The organism is Streptomyces lunalinharesii, assembly GCF_039532155.1.
Lineage (GTDB): Bacteria > Actinomycetota > Actinomycetes > Streptomycetales > Streptomycetaceae > Streptomyces > Streptomyces lunalinharesii.
Map to the genome: position 1 here is coordinate 279,744 of NZ_BAAARK010000006.1, position 18,198 is coordinate 297,941.

An 18,198-nucleotide genomic window follows, 5' to 3' on the forward strand; every position below is an offset into this window, starting at 1 on the left:
CGACCGCGGCGGGCGCCCCCGCCCCGGCCTACCGCACCTGCTCGCCGAGCAGCGGCAGTCCCGCCGCGTACCGGCGGAAGAACCCGGCGGTCGGGGTGTCGGCGGCGGCGATGTCGTCCGGTGTGCCCTCGGCCACCACCGCGCCGCCGTCCGGCCCGGCGCCCGGGCCCAGGTCGATCACCCAGTCCGCGGACGCCGCCACCGGGATGTCGTGTTCGGCGACGACGACGGTGTTGCCCGAGTCCAGCAGCACGTCGAACGCGTCGACCATGCGCTGGATGTCGGACGGGTGCAGCCCCGAGACCGGCTCGTCGAGGACGACCAGACCGGCCTTGCGGCCCGCCGCCCCGCGCTGGATCGCCGTGGCGAGCTTGAGCCGCTGCGCCTCGCCGCCGGACAACTCCGTCGCGCTCTGGCCCAGTTGGAGGTAGCCCAGACCGACCCGTTCCAGCGCCACCAGCGTCTCGGCCAGCTGCCGGGGCGCGGGGAAGCGTTCCACGGCCTCGGCGACGGTCAGGTCCAGCACCGCGTCGATGGTCAGCCCCTGGTAGGTGATCTCCAGGGCCTCCGGCTTGTAGCGCCGGCCCTGGCAGTCGTCGCAGACCACCCACACGTCCGGCAGGAAGTGCATGTCGACCAGCTTGCGGCCGTAGCCGGTGCAGGTCTCGCAGCGGCCGCCGCCCGCGGTGTTGAAGGAGAACCACGAGGCGTTGATCCCGCGGTCCCGGGCCGTGTCGGTGTCGGCGAACAGCTTGCGCACGATGTCGAACGCCTTGCTGTAGGTCGCCGGGTTGGACCGCGGGGTGCGGCCCAGCGGGTCCTGGTCGACCACCGCGACCCAGCTGAACGCCCCGGCTCCGGTCACCCGCTGCACGGACTCGGCGGGCGTGCCGGCCAGTGCGGCCTCCACCCCGGCGCCGAGTGCACTGAGCAGACTGCTCTTGCCACTGCCGCTCACCCCGGTCAGACACGTCAGCCGGCCGACCGGGAACCGCACCCGGTCCGCCGTCACGTTGTGCGCGGACAGCCCGTGCAGCTCCAGCCAGGCGGTACGGTCCGCCCCGGCCGAGCGGCGGGCGCGCCGGACCCGCGGCCCGTCGCCCGCGAGGTAGCGGCCGGTGAGCGACTGCGGGTGCGCGGCGACGTCGGAGGGCGTGCCGGAGACCAGCACCGCACCGCCCAGGCGGCCCGCGCCCGGCCCCATGTCGACGACCCAGTCGGCCCGGGCGATCAGCTCCGGGTCGTGTTCGACCAGCAGCACGGTGTTCCCGGCCGCCCGCAGGTCCAGGGCGATGTCGAGCAGGTGGGTCTTGTCCGCAGGGTGCAGGCCGGTACCCGGTTCGTCCAGGACGAAGATGATGCCGCTGAGTTCGGTGCTCAGCTGCGCGGCGAGCCGGGTCCGCTGGAGTTCGCCGCCGGACAGCGACACCGCGTTGCGGGACAGCTGGAGGTGGGCGAGGCCGAGCCGGTCCAGCAGTCCGAGCCGCCGCCCGAGGTCCTGGAGCAGCGGCTCGCCCACCGCGCGCTGCCCGTCCCCCAGTTCGTCCAGGACGGACTCCGCCCAGCCGCACACCACCCGCACGTCCACGTCGAGGAGTTCGGGGTAGGCCATGCCGCCGAGCACCACCGTCCGGGCCACCTCGTCGTAGCCGCTGCCCCCGCAGGTCCCGCACGGCGCCTTGCGCATGTACGGCAGGTACCGCTGCTTGGCGCTGGGCGTACCGGCGTTGGCGAAGACCCGCTCCACCTCCGCGAGCGCGCCGCGCAGCGGCTGGCTGGAGGTGTACGTCCAGGAGGCGGACTCGTTCTTGTTGGGCATGTCGACCGTCGCCTCGATCTTCTCGTCCCCGGTGCCGTACAGCACGGCGTGCCGGAACTCCTCGGGCAGCGACTGCCACGGAAGGCCCAGGTCCACGCCCCGCTTCTCGGCGAGCGCCGGCACGAAGGCGTGCTCCCCGGACCGCCACTTCGCGTACCAGGGCGAGGCGCCCTCGAACAGCGGCAGTCCGGGGTCGGTGATGATCAGGTCCTCCTGGGCCTGCCACCGGCCGCCCACGCCGTGGCAGGCGGCGCAGTGCCCCTCCGGCGAGTGCCGGTCGAAGTGCGCCGTCGTGAGGTTCCCGTAGCGGTCCTCCGCCCCCGCCGCAAGGCCCGGGAGCCGCGAGTACAGCAACCCCAGGTGTCCGTCGATCCCGGTGATGGTGGCGACCGTGGACCGCGGGTTGCGGTTGAGCCGCCGCTGGTCGACCGCGAGCGTCGCGCCCAGTCCCAGGATCCGGTCCACCTTCGGACGGTTGCGCTGGGTGATGTACTGCCGCACGAACGGCGACAGCCCCTCCAGGTACCGCAGTTGGGCCTCGTTGTGCAGGGTGTCGATGGCCAACGAGGTCTTCCCGCTGCCGCTCACCCCTGTGAACGCGACGACCTTCCCCTTGGGGATGCTCAGTGCCACGTCCCGCAGGTTGTTCGTCCGTGCCCCCACGACCTCGATGCTCTCGGCGTCCCGTACCGGACCGGTCATGCCTGTACTCTCCCCTGGTGCCGTTGACAGTGGGGGCGGGCTCACCGGCTTCCGGACCACTCCCGCGCGGCGCCCCCTCACCGCCCCCGAATGAGTCGCCCATGCTACGTGGCCCAGCGCCTGCGCCCGTTCAGGCTTCCTTGTCAGCGAACCTGGTCGCTCTTCGGCCCGATGCCTTTGGTCCTGGTCGGAGTTCCGTCCGGGGCGAAGGCGTGGTGGAAGGTGAAGGCGTGCGGCGCGGAGCCGTGGTCGTGGAGGTGCTCCAGCCTGGCAACCCCGTCCTGCCAGGTGGGTATCACGCCGTCGGAGACCCACCAGAACACGTAATTCGCGTTGCCCGCCTTCTCGAACCAGTCGTAACGCCTGTTCAGCGCCGTACGGTGCAGGCCGGTGTAGATGGCGTCGAAGGCTGAGCTCAGGTCGGTCCAGAGTGAGAGGGTCGCGGCCAGCGCGGTGGTCTCCCGCGTGCGGCCCTTGCCGTACCAGGTCGGTACGGCGAACTCTCCCCATGCACCCCAGTCCGCGTCGAAGAGCGTGCCCCGGTCGCCGTCTGCCGCCTCGGCACGCGCGAGGTATCCGGGGTGCTGGCTGATCTTCCGGTAGACGGCCTCACCGATGTCGTAGAACTCGTGGGTGAGAGGTGTGGGATCGGCGAGCGGTGACTTCAGGACGCCGAACGTGTACAGAGCAAGATGGGGCATGCGTCTCTCCCTGGTGGTGGGTGCCTGGTGTGGACCCGTTCGGTGGCCTACGCATCGGGGCGAGGGTCCGTGGGGCGTGACCGAGTCACCCGTCGCGAGTGGCCCCACCTCAACGAACCCCCTGTGCGACCGTGGTCGACCACCGAAGACCAGGTGAAGGTAGCTGCCTCCGCGAGCCATGTCGAAGTTGCGATTTCCCCGTCCAAGTGGCCTCTTGCACAGGTCCTTCCGGGAAATCGGGCGGTGGCGCTGCCTGCCCGTGCGACACGGCGACGGGTTGCAGGTCGTGGGCATGCCTGCGGGCGTTGCCCCGCCCGGGTGCCCGGCCCGGCTGCGGAGTCCGACCCGGCTGCGGAGTCCGGTCAGGCCGAGTCCGGTCGGGACGGGAGCGGACGGGGCTGCGATGCCCGGAGCGTCATCGTGAGGGAGAGCACGAGCAGGAAGACTTCGGCGACGATGCTTTCGACTCCCGGGGGATCGGTCCAGTAGCTGTCGTCGGTGCCGTAATCCGGGATGTCGGGGATCCGTGCGAGGGCGTTTCCCAGTAGCGGGCCGTTCGCGATCCATGAGGCGAACAGCCACACGTCTGCATACCGACCGGTGCGCAATCCGGCGAGTAGCAGCCCGGCGCAGACGACGCTGCCGCCTTCCAGAAGGTAGTAGGCGATGGCGATGTAGCCCGGGGTCTCGTCACCGGGGATTCCGCCCTGGTCCTCTACGTGCACCCAGGCGATGGCGAGGCACAGCGCCGCCGCCACCACCCGGGCGGCACGGTCGATCGTCGTACAACGGCGGCTCATGCGGCATCACTTCCCGGGGTGGCGGCCGAGGACGAATTCGGTTACTCACAGCGCTATATGACATAGCGTCAGGCACGCAGGGGCGACGCGCGCCACCGACCGTCAGGTCCCGCTCCTCATCGTCTTCTCGGCTTGGTCTGCTTGTCTGCGGGTCGAGCGGTCGCCCCTTGAGTCCGTTGCGCTCGTCGGGCGGGTGCCCGACCGGCTCCGGCGTCAGCTCCATGGCAGTGCCGTGCGGCACCGCTGGTGGTCATGGGAGGGAGACGCCGAGAGCGGGGGCGGGTCGTCGGACTGCGCGCGGAGCAGTCCGTGGTGACGAACGGCGGCGAGGCGCGTGGACGCGGCGTCAGGCCGTCAGGTCCGTGGCGAGTGCGTCGGGGTTGAGCACGTCCTCGCCGTACAGGTCGTGTAGCCAGTTGGTCTGGTAGATGGTGTCGAGGTAGCGCTCGCCGAGGTCCGGTGCGATGGCCACGGCGGTGAGGGATCGGTCTCCGTGCTGGCTCAGCCACTGGGTGGCCCCGCTGACCACTGTGCCGGTGGAGCCGCCGAAGAGGAATCCGCGTCTGGCCAGGCGGTGGCAGGCTCTGATGGTGTCCGGTTCCTCGACGTGGACCACCTCGTGCACGAAGGACTCGTCCAAGAGCGCGGGGCGGACGCTGGTGCCCAGGCCGGGGATCATGCGTCGGCCCGGGCTGCCGCCGAAGGTCACGGAGCCCGCGCTGTCGACCGCGACGATCCGCACCTGCCGGTGCAGCGTGCGGAAGTAGCGGGCGCAGCCCATGAGGGTTCCGGTGGTGCCGGCTCCGACGAACAGGACGTCCAGTTGGGGGAAGCGGCGGGCGATGGCCGGTGCGGTGGTGCGGTAGTGGGCCTTCCAGTTGTCGGTGTTGGTGTACTGGTTGAGCCACACGTACCGGTCGTCGGACGCGCAGAGTTCCTGGACGTGGGCGATGCGGGCGCCGAGCAGCCCCCCGTCGGCCGCCGGTTCGGAGATGATGTGCACCTGGCTGCCCATCGCCTCCATGAAACGTCGTGCGGACAGGTTGCATCGGGAGTCGGTCACGCACACGAAGCCGTAGCCCTTGCTGGCGGCTATGAGGCTCAGGGCCGCGCCGAGGTTTCCGGAGGAGGACTCGACGAGGATGGATCCGGGTTTGAGGACGCCGATCCATTCGGCGGCCTCGACCATTTCGGTGGCTGCCTTGAGTTTGATGGAGCCGGCGAAGTTGAAGCCCTCGCACTTGAGGTAGAGGGGGTGCTGGACGATCGGTCGCAGGTCGACGTACAGGTCCTCTTCGTTGAATTCCGTGGGGACGGAGATGATGGTCATGATGCCCCTTGGGTCGGTGGCAGTGCTTCTGGCCGTTCAGCCGTGGCGGCGTAGTTCGTGGAAGAAGTCGTCGACGACGTGCAACTGGCCCGAGCGGGCTGCCTGGTCGTAGACGTGCTTGCCGACCGCGAGGTCCAGCACCCCCAGTCCGAACGGTGAGAACACCACGGTCTGGTCTGCCGGTACCGTCACCCGGCCGGTCAGTACGTCGTCAAGGGTGCCGGTGAGGAAGTCCCGTCCACCGGACTGCTGTTCGGCCAGGTGGGGTGAGGTGTCGGCCTTCAGGCAGTGCTCGACGTCGTCGACGATGTTGGTCGAGTTGAGGATGATCTCGGGGTCGAGGTCGCGTAGGGAGATGTGCAGGACCAGTGGGTGGTGGTCGAACCAGGAGGCGTCGTTGACGTGGGGTCGGCCGGCGATGGTGGCGAAGACGACCAGCTCACTGCGGCGGACCAGTTCCTCGGCGCTGTCGTGCACGGTGATCGACGGCGCGCTGCCGGCGGACTGTTGAAGGTAGCTGCGGAATCCGGCGGTGCTGTCGGGTGACAGGTCGTGCAGGGCGATCTGGTCGAACTCCCAGCCGGTGCCGGCCAGGAAGGTGTGGATGTAGCGGGCGATCAGGCCGGTGCCGAAGAAGCCGATGCTGCGGGGGCGCGGTCGGCCGCGGCTGAGCCGGTCGGCGGCGAGCGCCGCGGACGCCGCGGTCCTGGTGGCGCTGATGATGGAGCTTTCCAGGCAGGCGAACGGGTAGCCGGTCTGGTGGTCGTTGAGGATCAGTACCGCCGAGGCCCGGGGGATGCCGTTCGCCACGTTGGTGGGGAAGCTGGAGATCCATTTCAGGCCGTCGATCGGTGACTGGCCGCCGAGGGAGGCGGGCAGCGCGATGATGCGGGAGGTGGGCCGGTCGGGGAAGCGCAGGAAGTACGAGGGCGGGTTGACCGACTGGCCGGCGCCGTGCAGGCGGTAGGTGGCCTCGACCAGGTCGACGATCTCTCGCTCGCGTCCCTTCAGGGCGTGCTGGACCTGGGCTCCGGAGATCACCGCGAACGGTGGCACGGCAGGCGGCGCCGGCCTGTCGGTGGGGGCGTGCTGCTGGGGGCTGGTGGTACGTGCGGTGGTCACTTGATGGTCACCTCGATGGTGGGAGAGCAGTCGGACAGCTGCACCGGGTCGGTCATGGCGACGAGGACTTCGCGTGAGCCTTCGAAGGGCTCCCTGCTGTGCGCGGTGCGGATGTTGTCCACGAGCATCAGATCGCCGGCCTGCCACGGCTCGCGCACGGTGTGGTTGTCGTAGACGGTGTTCAGGAGTTGGACGACGTCGGCGTCGATGGGGTCGCCGTTGCCGAAGAAGGTGTTGAACGGCAGGCCCTCGGGGCCGTAGACGTCCACCAGGTATTCGCGGATCTCGGGGGCGATCGTCCACTCGTTGAGGAAGGCGATCTGGTTGAACCAGCAGCGGCGACCGGTGACGGGGTGGCGCACGACGGCACTGCGCCGCTGGCGCGTGCGCAGGCCGCCGTCGGGCTGCCACTCGAACGCGATGGCGTTGGCCCGGCAGTACCGTTCCACGGCGGCACGGTCATCGGTGCCGAAGGCCTCGGCGACGGAGGCGCCGATCTCGTCGTTGTAGGTGCGGGTCAGCAGCCAACCGTGTCGCTCGAACCGCTTGACCAACCTGCGCGGGAGTGCGTCCAGGACGGCCGCGGAGTCCGCCAACCCGGTCACCCCGCCGTGGTCGGGCGCGTCCAGGCAGGCGAAGAGCATCAGGCCGGGCAGTTCCAGGGCGTAGCTGAGTTCGTGGTGCATGCACATCGGCTGGTTCTGCGGCCACTTCGACGAGGAATAGACCCCCACCGCGTACGTCTGGCGCGGCGCGAAACTCTCCTTGTCGGCCATCAGGTGGGGGGACAGCACCCGGAAGGCCGCGGCGGCTCCGGCCGCGTCGCGCAGTCCCAGGCCGCGTACCAGGACGGAGCCGTGCTCGGTGACGGTGGCACGCAGCGCCTCGCGGTGCTGCACCACCCAGACCACCGGGTCGGTGGCGGACTCGGCCAACAGCATCGGCGGCCTGCCGGGCCGGGCGGGCACCTCGTACGCTGCGGCTTGCGGTGGTGACGAAGACATCGGTTTTCCTCTTCTCTCCCGTTGCTGCCTGGGGCTTGGCTGGTTTCTTTACGCCGGCATCGGTGGGCGGACCGTGCGCAGTACGAGCTGCGCCGTCTCGGCCGGGCGGGTGCGCGGGAAGTAGTGGCCCCCGTCGGGGAGTTGGTGCAGTTCGACGTCGTCAGCGAGGAGTCGCCACGCACCGTGCCGGTGCGCGGCGTCGGCGGTGGTCGGGTCGTCGTCGGCGACGATCACGGTGAGGGGTGCGGTCAGCCGCTCCGTCGGGGGCTGGTCGAGGATGTCGGCGAAGTAGCGGTGGGCGCAGAGCGCGTCGTGTCGGTAGGCGGCGCCGGCGCGGGCGGCGCGCTGGTCGTCCGGTTCGCCCAGTGCGCCGTAGCCGCTGTCCGCGCTCAGCTCTTTGGCGATCTCCTCGTCGGTCCGAGCGGTGAGGGCGTCCGCGGCGGCGCGGCGGCCGGCCGCATCGCCGGGCAACTGGGCGCTGAGGAGGACCTGTTGGACGGGGACGTGGCGGGCCTGGAGCAGTTGGGCGGTCGCCAGCGCGTAGGCGGTGCCACAGGAGTGACCCCACAGCAGGATGTGGGTGAGGCCGCGCCGGGTGATCTCCGTGACGACGCTGTCGACCACGTCCTGCAGTGGTGCGAAGGGCTCGGGGGCGGCGGTCAGGTCGTGGCCGGGCAGTTCGACGGCGTGGAGCGCCAGTCCACCGGCCTGGAGTGCCTTGGCCACGGGTTGGAAGTTGACGGCGTTGCCGCCGGCGTAGGGGAAGCACACCACGTGGCCGGTGGGTTCGCCTGCCGGTTCGGTGAGGGTGTGCAGCAGTCCGCGGCGCGGCTCACGGTATCCGTCGAGCAGTTCGGCCAGGTCGGCCAGGACCGGATGTTGGATGAGGTCTTTGAGGGAGACGGCGCGGTCGAGGGCGATCGCCAGTTTCACGGCCGACAGGGAGGTGCCGCCGAGTTCGAAGAAGTGGTCGCGCCGCCCGATGCGGCCCGGTTCCATGCCGAGCACCTTCGCCCATGCCTGGGCCAGTCGGCGCTCCCTGGACGTGCGCGGTGCGCGGTAGTTGTCGACGGTCTCGGGTTGGGCGGCGAGCGCGGTGAGCGCCTTCTTGTCGATCTTGCCGTTGGCGGTCAGGGGCAGGTGCTCACGCCAGTGGAAGGCATCGGGAACCATGTACGGGGGCAGTGACTGTGCCAGTTGCTGCCGTAGGGCGTCGGCCTCCCAGGGTTGTGGGCCGCTGTAGAAGGCCACCAGGCGCTTGCGTTGGTCGTCGCCGGCGACCGTGACGGCACCGTCACGCACGCCTGGTGCCCGCAGCAGCGCGTTCTCGATATCGCCGATCTCGATCCGGAAACCCCGGATCTTGACCTGGGCGTCGCGGCGCCCGAGGAACTCCAGCCGCGCGCCGGGCAGCCACCGTCCGTAGTCGCCGCCCTGGTAGAGCCGTTGGCCCGGGTAGTGCGGGTCGTCCAGGAAGGCCGCTCGGGTGCGTTCGGGGTCGTTGACGTAGCCGCGGCCGACGCAGACGCCGGAGAAGACGATCTGGCCCGGGGCACCCAGGGGTACCGGTTCCAGGTTGTCGTCGACGACGTAGACGCGGACGTTGTTCACGCAGGGCCCGAGCGGGATCCGACCGCCGTCCGGTGCCCGGTCCATGACCTCGTGGTTGGTGTCGTCGGAGGTCTCCGTCAGACCGTAGGCGTTGACCAGCCTGATGCCCGGCAGTGCGGTGAACCAGCGCTGGGCGAGTTCCGTCTTGAGCTCCTCGCCGGTGACCGAGACGCACCGCAGGTCCGGGAGGTGGCGGGGGTGGAGTTCCAGGTGGGTCAGGATCGCTTCGAGGTAGGAGGGGACGACCTGGAGGACCGTGATGCGTCCCTCGGTGAGGGTGTCGACGAAGCGCGGGACGTCGAGGATCACCTGCTGTTCGACCAGGTGGGTTCGTCCGCCGACCAGGAGTGCGCAGACCAGTTGCCACAAGGAGATGTCGAAGCACTGTGGTGCGGTTTGGGCGACCACGCCGTCTTCGGCGACCCCCACGTCACCGATCTTGGCGTAGAGGTGGTTGAGGAAGCCGGCGTGCTCGCACATCGCGCCCTTGGGCTCGCCGGTGGAGCCGCTGGTGAAGTAGATGTAGGCGAGTTGGTCTGCGGCGACCTCGATGTTCAGGTCGTCGTCGAAGTCGTCAGCGGCCAGTGCGGCGTTGATGGCGAGGGCGCGGGTGCCTGGCAGGTCGGCCAGTGCCTGGTCGAGGGTGGTCGTGCTCCCTGGTTCGGTGAGGACGAGACCGCATTCGGCCCGGGTGAGCATGGCCGTGATGCGGTCGGGCGGGAAGTGCGGCTCGATGGGGAGGTAGACGCCGCCGGCCTTGAAGACGGCGAGCACGGCGGCCATCCAGTCCAGGTTGCGTTCGGTGACGACGGCCACCACGCCCTCGCGGGTCAGCCCCTCGGCCAGGAGGGCTCGCCCGAGACGGTTGGCGCGGGCGTTGAGTTCCTGGTAGGTCCACTGCCGGCCGTCGTGCACCGCGGCGACGGCATCCGGGTGGCGGCGCACCTGCTCCTCGAACAGTTCGTGGAACCGGCGATCCGGCAGCTCCAGTTGGGGCCCGGACAGCGCCTCAAGTTGGAAGTCACGTTCGGCGGTGGACAGGAGGCTCTGTGCCGCGTGCTCGGCGCCGGGGTCCGCTGCGAAGCGTGCGAGCGCGGTGAGGTGGTAGCCGGCGATCCGGGCGGCGTACTTCGCGTCCATGACCTCGGTCCGGTAGCGCAGGCGCAGCGTGACCCGACCCTCGTGCCGCAGTACGGCCACCCTGAGCACGGTGCTGTCCGACAGCTCCTCGGCGCTCCCGGACAGGTCCAACTCGGTCTCGAACAGCGGCTGTTGCAGCCCCAGCTCGTCGCGCAGGGTGTCCACCGGGAAGGTCCGGTGGGCCAGCAGTTCGGCGGCTGCCCAGGCGGAGTCCCGCATGAGTGCGTGCCAGCTGTCGGAGGCGGTGGAGACGCGGCAGGGCAGTGCCGGGCCGCCGCCGGCGGGGATGTAGCCGGTGATCACCTCCCGCTCTCCGGAGAGCGCGGCGAGGACCTTGGCGTGGGCGGCCAACAGCGCCGCGTCCATGCGCACGTCCAACCCGATGGTCTGCTGGCGCAGCCTCGTCAATAGGCCGTCGGGGAGGGGCAGTTCGTACGTGGTCTCGCCGGCAGCCGGGTCGGGCGTCCATCGCGGGATCGCGGTGTACCCGCCGGCGGTGAGCACTCTCAGCCAGTGCGCGCGGGCGGCGTCCTTCGGGTTTCCCATCGGTCTTCCCTCTTGTAATCGGTCGTGTCGTGGTGTGCGGTGGCTCCGTGACGCTCTGGCGGTCGGCCTACGGCACGGGCGCCGCTGCGGTGCCTGGCCTGGGCGCGCTGTGCCGGTGCCGGGACGTGTCGACGGCCGGGTTGCCCGCCCACCGTGCGTTGCGGGGCACCTCTTCCCCCTTCATCAGGAAGGAGTCGGCAGCGAGCACCGCGCCCTCCCCCAGCGTCACGCCGTAGTGGACGAGCGCACCGACGCCGAGCGTGCAACCGGCCCCGAGCGTGCTGCGGTCGGACTTGAAGGTGCCGTCCTCCTGCGAGTGGCACTGGATCTTGCTACCGGCGTTCAGGACGCAGTCGTCGCCGATGGTGGTGAGCGTGCGTTCGGTGATGAAGCAGCCGTCGTCGAAGACCCGGCGACCGAGGCGGACGCCCATCAGTCGCCACATGACGTTCTTGAACGGGGTCCCGTTGAAGGCGTTGAAGTGGGTGTCGGGGACCTTCCACAGCCGTTCGTGGTGCCAGAAGTACGGGTCGTAGATGGAACACACCTGCGGCCGCAGCGCCCGGAAGCGCGTGATGCACCGCTCCACCAGCGCGTAATAGATGCCGGTGAACCCCAGGGAGAGCACCAGCAGCACGGCGTCCAGGAGCTGTCCCCAGGCGTCGTTCCGGTAGAACGTCGCCACGCTCAGCAGGGCCAGTGCGAAGAAGTGGAACCATCGCAGGAGGAGCAACAGGCCGATGGAGCGCAGGTTGTAGCGGTTCTTGGCCGCGAGCCGGCGGCGCAGTTCGTCGCCGCCGCGCAGGTGGTCGAAGCGGGCGTCGCGCTCCACCGTCCGCGGGATCTCGAAGCAGGGCGAGCCGAGCAGTCCCACCCCCGCACGGATCTCCCCGTCGAGCGGGACCATCACCTTCGTCGCCAGGAGGCAGTTGTCGCCTGTTCGCCCCCCGGCGGGATAGGCGATGAAGTTGCCGAGGAAGTTCTGCTCGCCGATCGTGGTGCGCGCCACGCTGAAGGAGGTGCTGGAGATCTCGGCGTTGATGAGGGACAGCCCGTCGGCGACCATCGTTCCGCTGCCCACGGAGCTCAGAAACGGGGATTCGTGCTGGAGGCCGCTGCCGAAGTTCGAGCCGGTCTGCTCGACGCGGGAGAGGTCGTACCCCAGACCTCGGAGGTAGTGGACGATGTAGGAGCTGTCCCCGAACAGCCAGATGAAGAACTTCAGGTTCGTCATGCGCGCGAGCGCGCGGTGCACGCCGTACCGGAAGCCGTACAGCGGATGGACCTTGTCCGGCTCGACCACCCGGTGCAGCAGTCGGGGGACGGTGCACAGCACGGTCAGGCCGACGACGATGGCTCCGAAGAACACCGTGAGGGAGAAGACCAGGGTGTCGAGGTAGAACGCCGCCGAGGTGACGGACTCCTCGCTCAGCGGCTGCCCGCCCACCGGCATGGACACCTTGGTCAACAGCACGCAGGCACCGCCGATCACCAAGGGCAGCACGACGAGGAACGTCCTCAGCAGGCTCAGCCATCCGAAGGCGGCCCGCCGGTACGTGCTGCACCGTGCCGGGGCGACCCGTACGTAGTTCAACTCCGTGCGCTGGGCGGGAGATCCGTGCCACCGCTGGCCGCTGGGTACGGCCTCACCGCGTTGCAGGGTGGAGGTGTGGCCGAGTTGCGCCCCGTCGCCCATCGCGGTGTCGATGTCCAGGACGGTCCGCTCGCCGATGAACACGTCCCGGCCGAGGGTCACCGGGCCGGTCTGGATGCGGCCGGCCTGGGCGCGGTAGCAGAGGAAGAACGAGTCCTTGCGGATCACCGTCCCGGCGCCGACGGTGAGCAGGTCGGTGCACACGGGGACGTGGCGGGACAGGACCGTGACGTGCTTGCCGACCTTGGCGCCCAGGGCGCGCAGGTAGAGCACGTACACGGGGCTGCCGACGAACAGCACCATGGGGTTGGCCTGCACCAACACCTTGACGATCCAGAAGCGCAGATAGGTAAGTCCCCAGAGGGGGAACGCCCGCGGCGTCCACCGGCCGACGAGCAGCCATTTGGCCACGATCGGGAAGAGGCTCAGGCCGATGCACTCGGCGCTGCCGAAGAGCACCGCCCGGCGATAGATGCCGCTCGCTCCGGAGCCGTCGGACACCCAGTCGTAGCCCCTCGTGGTGCACAGGGCGGTGAGGTAGGAGTAGCCGAGGAAGAACAGCAGCTGCGCCGTCCCGCACAGGACGTACCGGAGGCTGCTGCTCCGTGGTGGTGGTTCGACCGGCTCCGGGGTAGCCGGGGCGGCCGGCTCGGCCGCGGTCTGCTCCAGCGCCGCCGCGAGGGCGCGGACGGTGGGATGCTGGTAGACGTCCTTCATCGATACCGGCGGCAGCTCCGAGCGCTTTCTGACCCGTGCGCAAAAGTGCGCCATCACCATCGAGTCGGCGCCGAGGTCGTTGAAGAAGTGGCTGTCGACCGGTACCCGCTCGGTGCCCACCAGCGCGGCTAACAGCTCGGCGAAGACCCCCTCCGTGCTGCGCGTGGGATTCTCCTCTTCACGGCGGGCAGAAGCGGCACCGTCCGGCTCATCGGTCGAAATGTCAGTGGTTTCGGTCAACTTGTGCACTCCGTAGGTTGTGCGCAGCAGGAGATGCCCCGTGCTGTGGTGTGCCGACTTACTGGATGCGAGCCGATCGGCCTTCTGGGAATTAGCTATTGATACAGATGTGCGTTGCCAGGTTTGTTCGGCGATCTGAATGCCGAACGGTCGACCGCCCCTCTTGCAGGCAGGCATGCCGCGCCCAGCGCAGGCCGGCGAATTCCCGACGGTCGTGGGGTGAGAAGGTCAAGGGGTATTGATGGCGCGACAATTCCCGTCGCCCCGACCTTACGTTCGAGAAGATCGGTAACGCGATATCAGTTCTTTGGACCTCGGTCGAGGAGAAACGTGAACTCGGCAGTCGGGGTGCGTCGGGCAGGGACATCCAGGGGCTGCATTCGCCCCGACCGAGGCCGACTTTCCTGCACGGACCACGATCCGTCGCGGCTGGGGAGACCGACGAACCCAGCCGGAGCCTCAGCCCTGAACGGACGCAGCGACCGCCCCCGACACCGTCCGACCCCGCCAGCGGCGGCGCAAGCCACCTCGCCCCCCGGGGCTATGCCGGCCCCCGCCTCAGGGCGAAGCGCGCGACGGCACACTCCAACCGCCGGCGCCACCAAGGGAACCTCCATGCCCCGCAAGCAATGAGACCGCAGCCTGCACCACATGTCCCGCGGATTCGAGCAGCCCGGAACGGTGCACGGAAGTCGAAAACGAGCCCACTACGCCAACAAGCGCGGCAAAGCGCTCCAGCACCCCCTGGCCGCCGGCGTCCCGTCCCGCCGACATGCACCCCCCTTGTCGGCGCACCGTCCCCCCAGCCCGATTTCCACCCCAGCCACACGCCTTGGACAGGCGGCTTCGCTTCACCATCGAGAATCCTTGAGATCCCAAAACCCATTGGTCGAACGGAAACCCGCACTCCACCACGAGGTGGAACCCTTGAATCCGCCTCCAGCGATAAGCGCCACTCTACCGCGTGACTTTCACATAACACCCCGGTGCGGTTCTAGCGGAAACCAAATCCACGTATACAGATCACCGCCCCGCCACCCCTTCTCGGTGCGCAACAAACAGGGATACCGAAGGAGGCAGCATGGCCGGATATCAACACCCCACTAACAGGCCAACTGACGCCTACCGTCAACGCCGGAAGCCATGGCCAATACATGACACGAAAGCCGGGCCATATGCGCCATCTGCGGTTTTCGACCGCCATGCTCCGCATGCGATGGACCACACCTGCGACGTGACGCAGGGGGGAAGTGCACCATTTGGCCAGCCTTGGAACTTCCACTGTTCACCAAGTGGCATGTGGTGCGGGTGGGGTGATGCGGAGAAGGTCGAATTCGCCGATATCGCCTCGGCCTTGACGTGGGCCGCGGTACCACGGTTCACCAGTGGGGCGGAGGGTTGCCCAGTGGGGCGAAGAGTTGCCCACCCTCCGCGCGTTCGCCTCGACCACCCGCGACCACACGGCCGCGGCGCGAAGGCCCCGGATCGGGCTGCGGGTGAGCGAGACGTCGAGTGAGCAGGAAGCCGGCGTGCGTGGTTCGTCGTCCAGCAGCTCGCTCGGCTCCCCAAGGTCGCCGGCCGGGTCGGCGAGGTCGGCCAGCCGGTCCGAAGCGGCCCCGTTGCCCGCATCGAGCGCCCGCTGTCGCGCCTCGGCCTCGGCCGCCGCACCGTTGGGCCCGGCCGGGGCGCCGGTTCCCCGCCCGCCCGGAGCGTCCCGCGGGAAGGTCGCCTGACCTGCAAGGACCGGCCGGTATCGGGTGGTGGGGAGCCGGCGTGTCCAGGCCCCGCATCCGGTTTGCGAGCCGCTCTCAAGGAGCCGATCCTGAAGGAGAGGCATGCCAACCGATCGTGTGGACCGAGCGCAAGGGCTGCGGAGCTTGCGGCCGCCGGAGCCGGAGCCTGAGCAGGAAGCGGGTTCCAGATGAGGCTTGTGGTCGATCTCAACCGGTGCCAGGGGTTCGCGCAGTGCGTCTTCCTCGCCCCGGACGTGTTCGCCCTGCACGGCGAGGAAGCGCTGTTGTTCTCCCCCCGCTTCGAGGAGGAACAACGCGACCGGGTGGAGGAGGCCGCGGCGGCCTGCCCGGTGCAGGCCATCCTCGTCGACTACTCCGACGAGCCGACGCGGGGTGTGACAGAGGGTGTGGAGCCCCATGTCGGCTGATACGGACGTCGAGGCCCTGCGGCGCCAGGGCCGGATCGTCGTCGTCGGCGCCTCGCTGGCCGGTCTGCGCGCCGCGGAGACCCTGCGTGACCAGGGGTTCACCGGATCGCTGACCATGATCGGCGACGAGCCGTACGAACCCTACGACCGGCCGCCGCTGTCCAAGCAGGCGCTGCTCGGACGGGCGCGGCCCGAGGACACCGCACTGCCGCGCCGGCGCGACATCGACGCCGACTGGCGCCTGGGCGTCGCCGCCGAGGGACTGGACCGGGACGCCGAACAGGTACGCCTGGCGAACGGCGACACCGTTCCCTACGACCGTCTGCTGATCGCCACCGGGACCCGGGCCAGACCGTGGATCCACCCGGAAGAGGCCGCGTTGGACGGGGTGTTCGTGCTGCGCACCCGCGACGATTCGGCCCAGCTGCAACGGAAGCTGACTGCGGGGGTCTCCCGGGTGCTGGTGATCGGCGCCGGTTTCACGGGCTCCGAAGTCGCCTCCGCCTGCCGGGAGTTGGGCCTTGAGGTCACGGTCGCCGAACGCGGCCCGGCGCCGCTGGTCGGCGCGCTCGGCGGGGTGATCGGCGCGGCAGCGGACCGGCTGCAACGCGGCAAGGGCGTCGATCTGCGCTGCGGGGTCAGCGTCACCGCCCTGGAGGGCGACTACGGGGGACGGCTCAGGCGCGCCCATCTGTCCGACGGTACGGCGATCGACGCGGAGGTCGCGGTCATCTCGCTCGGCGCCGTCCGGAACACGGAGTGGCTCGCCGGTTCGGGGGTGGCCGCGGGTCCCCGGGGCGTCGCGTGCGACGCCGGGTGCCGGGTGTTCGACGTCAACGGCATCGTCACGGACGACCTCTACGCCGCCGGTGACGTCGCCCGCAGCCCGCACCCGTTGTTCGACTATCAGTTCCTGTCGCTGGAGCACTGGGGCAACGCGGTCGAACAGGCCGAGATCGCCGCCCACAACATGGTCTGTGCGGGGACGAAGCGCATTCCGCACCTGTGGGTGCCGATGTTCTGGTCCTCCCAGTTCGGCATCAACATCAAGTCCGTGGGGGTGCCCCCGCTGGGCGACCAACTGGTCGTCGTCCAGGGGGCGCTCGCCGAGGAGCGGTTCGTCGCCGTGTACGGCTACCGCGGCCGGGTCATCGCCGCGGCGTCCTTCGACGGAGCCAAGTGGTTGGGGTTCTACCAGGAGCAGATCGCCGCCGGCGCGCCGTTCCCACCGGAGTACCACACGGTCGACCGCCGCACCGAGACGTTGCAGCCGGTCGACCCGGACTTCCCCGACCCCCACCTGCCCACGCACGGGCCCACCGTCACGCTGTCGGGCCACTCACCGAGCGAGCGGCGCGTGCAGTTCGTTCCGTCGCGTGCCTGATCACCGGCCCTGTGCCGCCCGGAGCCCCAGGAGACACCATGACGCTCGGCACCCTCCCCGCGCAGATCACCGACTACGCCAACCGAGCCGATCCGTACCCGCTGTACGCGGAACTGCGCAGGACTCCGGTCAGGCGGGAAGCGGACGGAACGTACCTGGTCAGCACCTACTACGAGGTGCGGAACCTGGCCAACGACCCGCGGTTGAGCAACGACACCAGCCACCGCTCGCCCGGCTACGCCCGCATCGGGCAACCGAACGAGGAGACCGGTCTGCCGCCCAGCTTCATCTTCACCGACCCACCCCTGCACGACCGGCTGCGCGACACCATCAACCGACCGTTCGGTCCTCCGCACAGCCCCAGATTCCTCGACGACCTGCGCGGAGACCTGACCAAGGTCGTCACCGAACTGCTCGACGCCTTCGAGGGCAAGGACGAGGTGGACATCGTCGACGACTTCTCCTACCCCCTGCCCGTCACCGCCATCTGCAAGGTCCTCGGCGTGCCGCGCGAGGACGAACCACGCTTCCACGGCTGGGCCGATGCCCTGGCCTCGTCACTCGATCCCCAGGCCGGCGAGGACGGCCTGGAAAAAGCCCAGCGGGCACGCCGGGAGTTGGGCACCTACCTGACGGACCTGATCGAGACCAAGCGCCGCCACCCCGGCCCCGGGATGCTCAGCGCGCTCGCCCCCGAGATGACCCCGGCGGACCTGGAGGCCACCGCGGTGCTGCTCCTGGTCGCCGGCCACGAGACCACCGTCAACGCGATCACCAACACGACCCTGACCCTGCTGCGCCACCCTGACGTCCTCGCGCGCTTCCAGCGGGAACCGGCCCTGGCCGTCCCGCTCATCGAGGAAGTGCTGCGGTACGAGCCCCCGGTCCAGTTCGTGCCGTGGGCCACGGCGCTGGCCGACATCGACATCGCCGACACCACGATCCCCAAGGGCTCGCCGGTGTGGCTCATGCTGGCCGCGGCCAACCGCGACCCGAAACGCTTCCCGGACCCCGACCGGTTCGATCCCGACCGCAAGGACAACGAGCACCTGGGCTTCTACACCGGCATCCACTACTGCTTCGGCGCCCCGCTCGCCCGTATGGAACTCCATGTGGCCGTGGCCGAACTGTTCCGCCGGGTCACGTTCTCCAGGCTGCTGGAGGACCCGCCGCCGTACCGCGCCAACGCGGTGCTGCGCGGCCCCCGGCACCTCCCCGTGGCGATCGAGGGCCTCACGGCCTGAGCGCAGCCGCCTGGCACGGGGCC

General features: G+C 69.7%; 11 protein-coding genes. 3 read left to right on the forward strand and 8 right to left on the reverse strand.

The features are described 5' to 3' along the window. Positions 1–28 precede the first annotated feature (28 nt). From ABD385_RS12675 to ABD385_RS12710, 8 genes are all read right to left on the reverse strand, one after another. Entirely contained in the window at positions 29–2,521 is a 2,493-nt protein-coding gene (locus ABD385_RS12675) for an excinuclease ABC subunit UvrA (protein WP_344575274.1), read from the reverse strand. Positions 2,522–2,664: 143 nt separating this feature from the next. Then, positions 2,665–3,222: a DUF3291 domain-containing protein gene (locus ABD385_RS12680; RefSeq protein WP_344575275.1), complete on the reverse strand. Its 558-nt coding sequence runs from the start codon at positions 3,220–3,222 to the stop codon at positions 2,665–2,667. A gap of 362 nt (positions 3,223–3,584) precedes the next feature. Continuing rightward, complete coding sequence (locus ABD385_RS12685; protein ID WP_344575276.1) at positions 3,585–4,022, reverse strand: hypothetical protein; 438 nt, start codon at positions 4,020–4,022, stop codon at positions 3,585–3,587. 346 nt (positions 4,023–4,368) lie between these two features. Continuing rightward, positions 4,369–5,352 carry a 2,3-diaminopropionate biosynthesis protein SbnA gene (gene sbnA / locus ABD385_RS12690; RefSeq protein ID WP_344575277.1) on the reverse strand — a complete coding sequence of 328 codons (984 nt, stop codon included), beginning with the start codon at positions 5,350–5,352 and terminating at the stop codon, positions 4,369–4,371. A gap of 36 nt (positions 5,353–5,388) precedes the next feature. Beyond that, positions 5,389–6,474, reverse strand: a complete 1,086-nt coding sequence (gene sbnB / locus ABD385_RS12695; protein ID WP_425585390.1) for a 2,3-diaminopropionate biosynthesis protein SbnB — start codon at positions 6,472–6,474, stop codon at positions 5,389–5,391. After that, complete coding sequence (locus ABD385_RS12700) at positions 6,471–7,478, reverse strand: TauD/TfdA family dioxygenase (protein WP_344575278.1); 1,008 nt, start codon at positions 7,476–7,478, stop codon at positions 6,471–6,473. Before ABD385_RS12700 ends, sbnB begins: the two co-directional genes overlap by 4 nt. A gap of 48 nt (positions 7,479–7,526) precedes the next feature. Continuing rightward, entirely contained in the window at positions 7,527–10,775 is a 3,249-nt protein-coding gene (locus ABD385_RS12705) for a non-ribosomal peptide synthetase (RefSeq protein ID WP_344575279.1), read from the reverse strand. Between the two features lie 67 nt (positions 10,776–10,842). Continuing rightward, positions 10,843–13,395, reverse strand: coding sequence for a Pls/PosA family non-ribosomal peptide synthetase (locus ABD385_RS12710; protein ID WP_425585391.1), 2,553 nt, complete (start codon positions 13,393–13,395; stop codon positions 10,843–10,845). A gap of 1,912 nt (positions 13,396–15,307) precedes the next feature. On the opposite strand from ABD385_RS12710, the gene ABD385_RS12715 reads away from it, so the two are divergent. From ABD385_RS12715 to ABD385_RS12725, 3 genes are read left to right on the forward strand one after another with little or no spacing between them, the layout of a single operon-like run. Further along, the gene (locus ABD385_RS12715; protein ID WP_344575281.1) at positions 15,308–15,547 is read left to right on the forward strand and encodes a ferredoxin; all 240 of its coding nucleotides are present in this window, start codon (positions 15,308–15,310) and stop codon (positions 15,545–15,547) included. Continuing rightward, complete coding sequence (locus tag ABD385_RS12720; protein ID WP_344575282.1) at positions 15,537–16,931, forward strand: NAD(P)/FAD-dependent oxidoreductase; 1,395 nt, start codon at positions 15,537–15,539, stop codon at positions 16,929–16,931. Before ABD385_RS12715 ends, ABD385_RS12720 begins: the two co-directional genes overlap by 11 nt. A gap of 38 nt (positions 16,932–16,969) precedes the next feature. Then, positions 16,970–18,175, forward strand: coding sequence for a cytochrome P450 (locus tag ABD385_RS12725; RefSeq protein ID WP_344575283.1), 1,206 nt, complete (start codon positions 16,970–16,972; stop codon positions 18,173–18,175). Positions 18,176–18,198: the final 23 nt, after the last annotated feature.

Coding starts and splice junctions, on each gene's coding strand:
- ABD385_RS12715 (WP_344575281.1), top strand. CDS start 15,308: ATGAGGCTTGTGGTCGATCTCAACCGGTGCCAGGGGTTCGCGCAGTGC.
- ABD385_RS12685 (WP_344575276.1), bottom strand. CDS start 4,022: ATGAGCCGCCGTTGTACGACGATCGACCGTGCCGCCCGGGTGGTGGCG.
- ABD385_RS12675 (WP_344575274.1), bottom strand. CDS start 2,521: ATGACCGGTCCGGTACGGGACGCCGAGAGCATCGAGGTCGTGGGGGCA.
- ABD385_RS12720 (WP_344575282.1), top strand. CDS start 15,537: ATGTCGGCTGATACGGACGTCGAGGCCCTGCGGCGCCAGGGCCGGATC.
- ABD385_RS12680 (WP_344575275.1), bottom strand. CDS start 3,222: ATGCCCCATCTTGCTCTGTACACGTTCGGCGTCCTGAAGTCACCGCTC.
- ABD385_RS12725 (WP_344575283.1), top strand. CDS start 16,970: ATGACGCTCGGCACCCTCCCCGCGCAGATCACCGACTACGCCAACCGA.
- ABD385_RS12705 (WP_344575279.1), bottom strand. CDS start 10,775: ATGGGAAACCCGAAGGACGCCGCCCGCGCGCACTGGCTGAGAGTGCTC.
- ABD385_RS12700 (WP_344575278.1), bottom strand. CDS start 7,478: ATGTCTTCGTCACCACCGCAAGCCGCAGCGTACGAGGTGCCCGCCCGG.
- sbnA (WP_344575277.1), bottom strand. CDS start 5,352: ATGACCATCATCTCCGTCCCCACGGAATTCAACGAAGAGGACCTGTAC.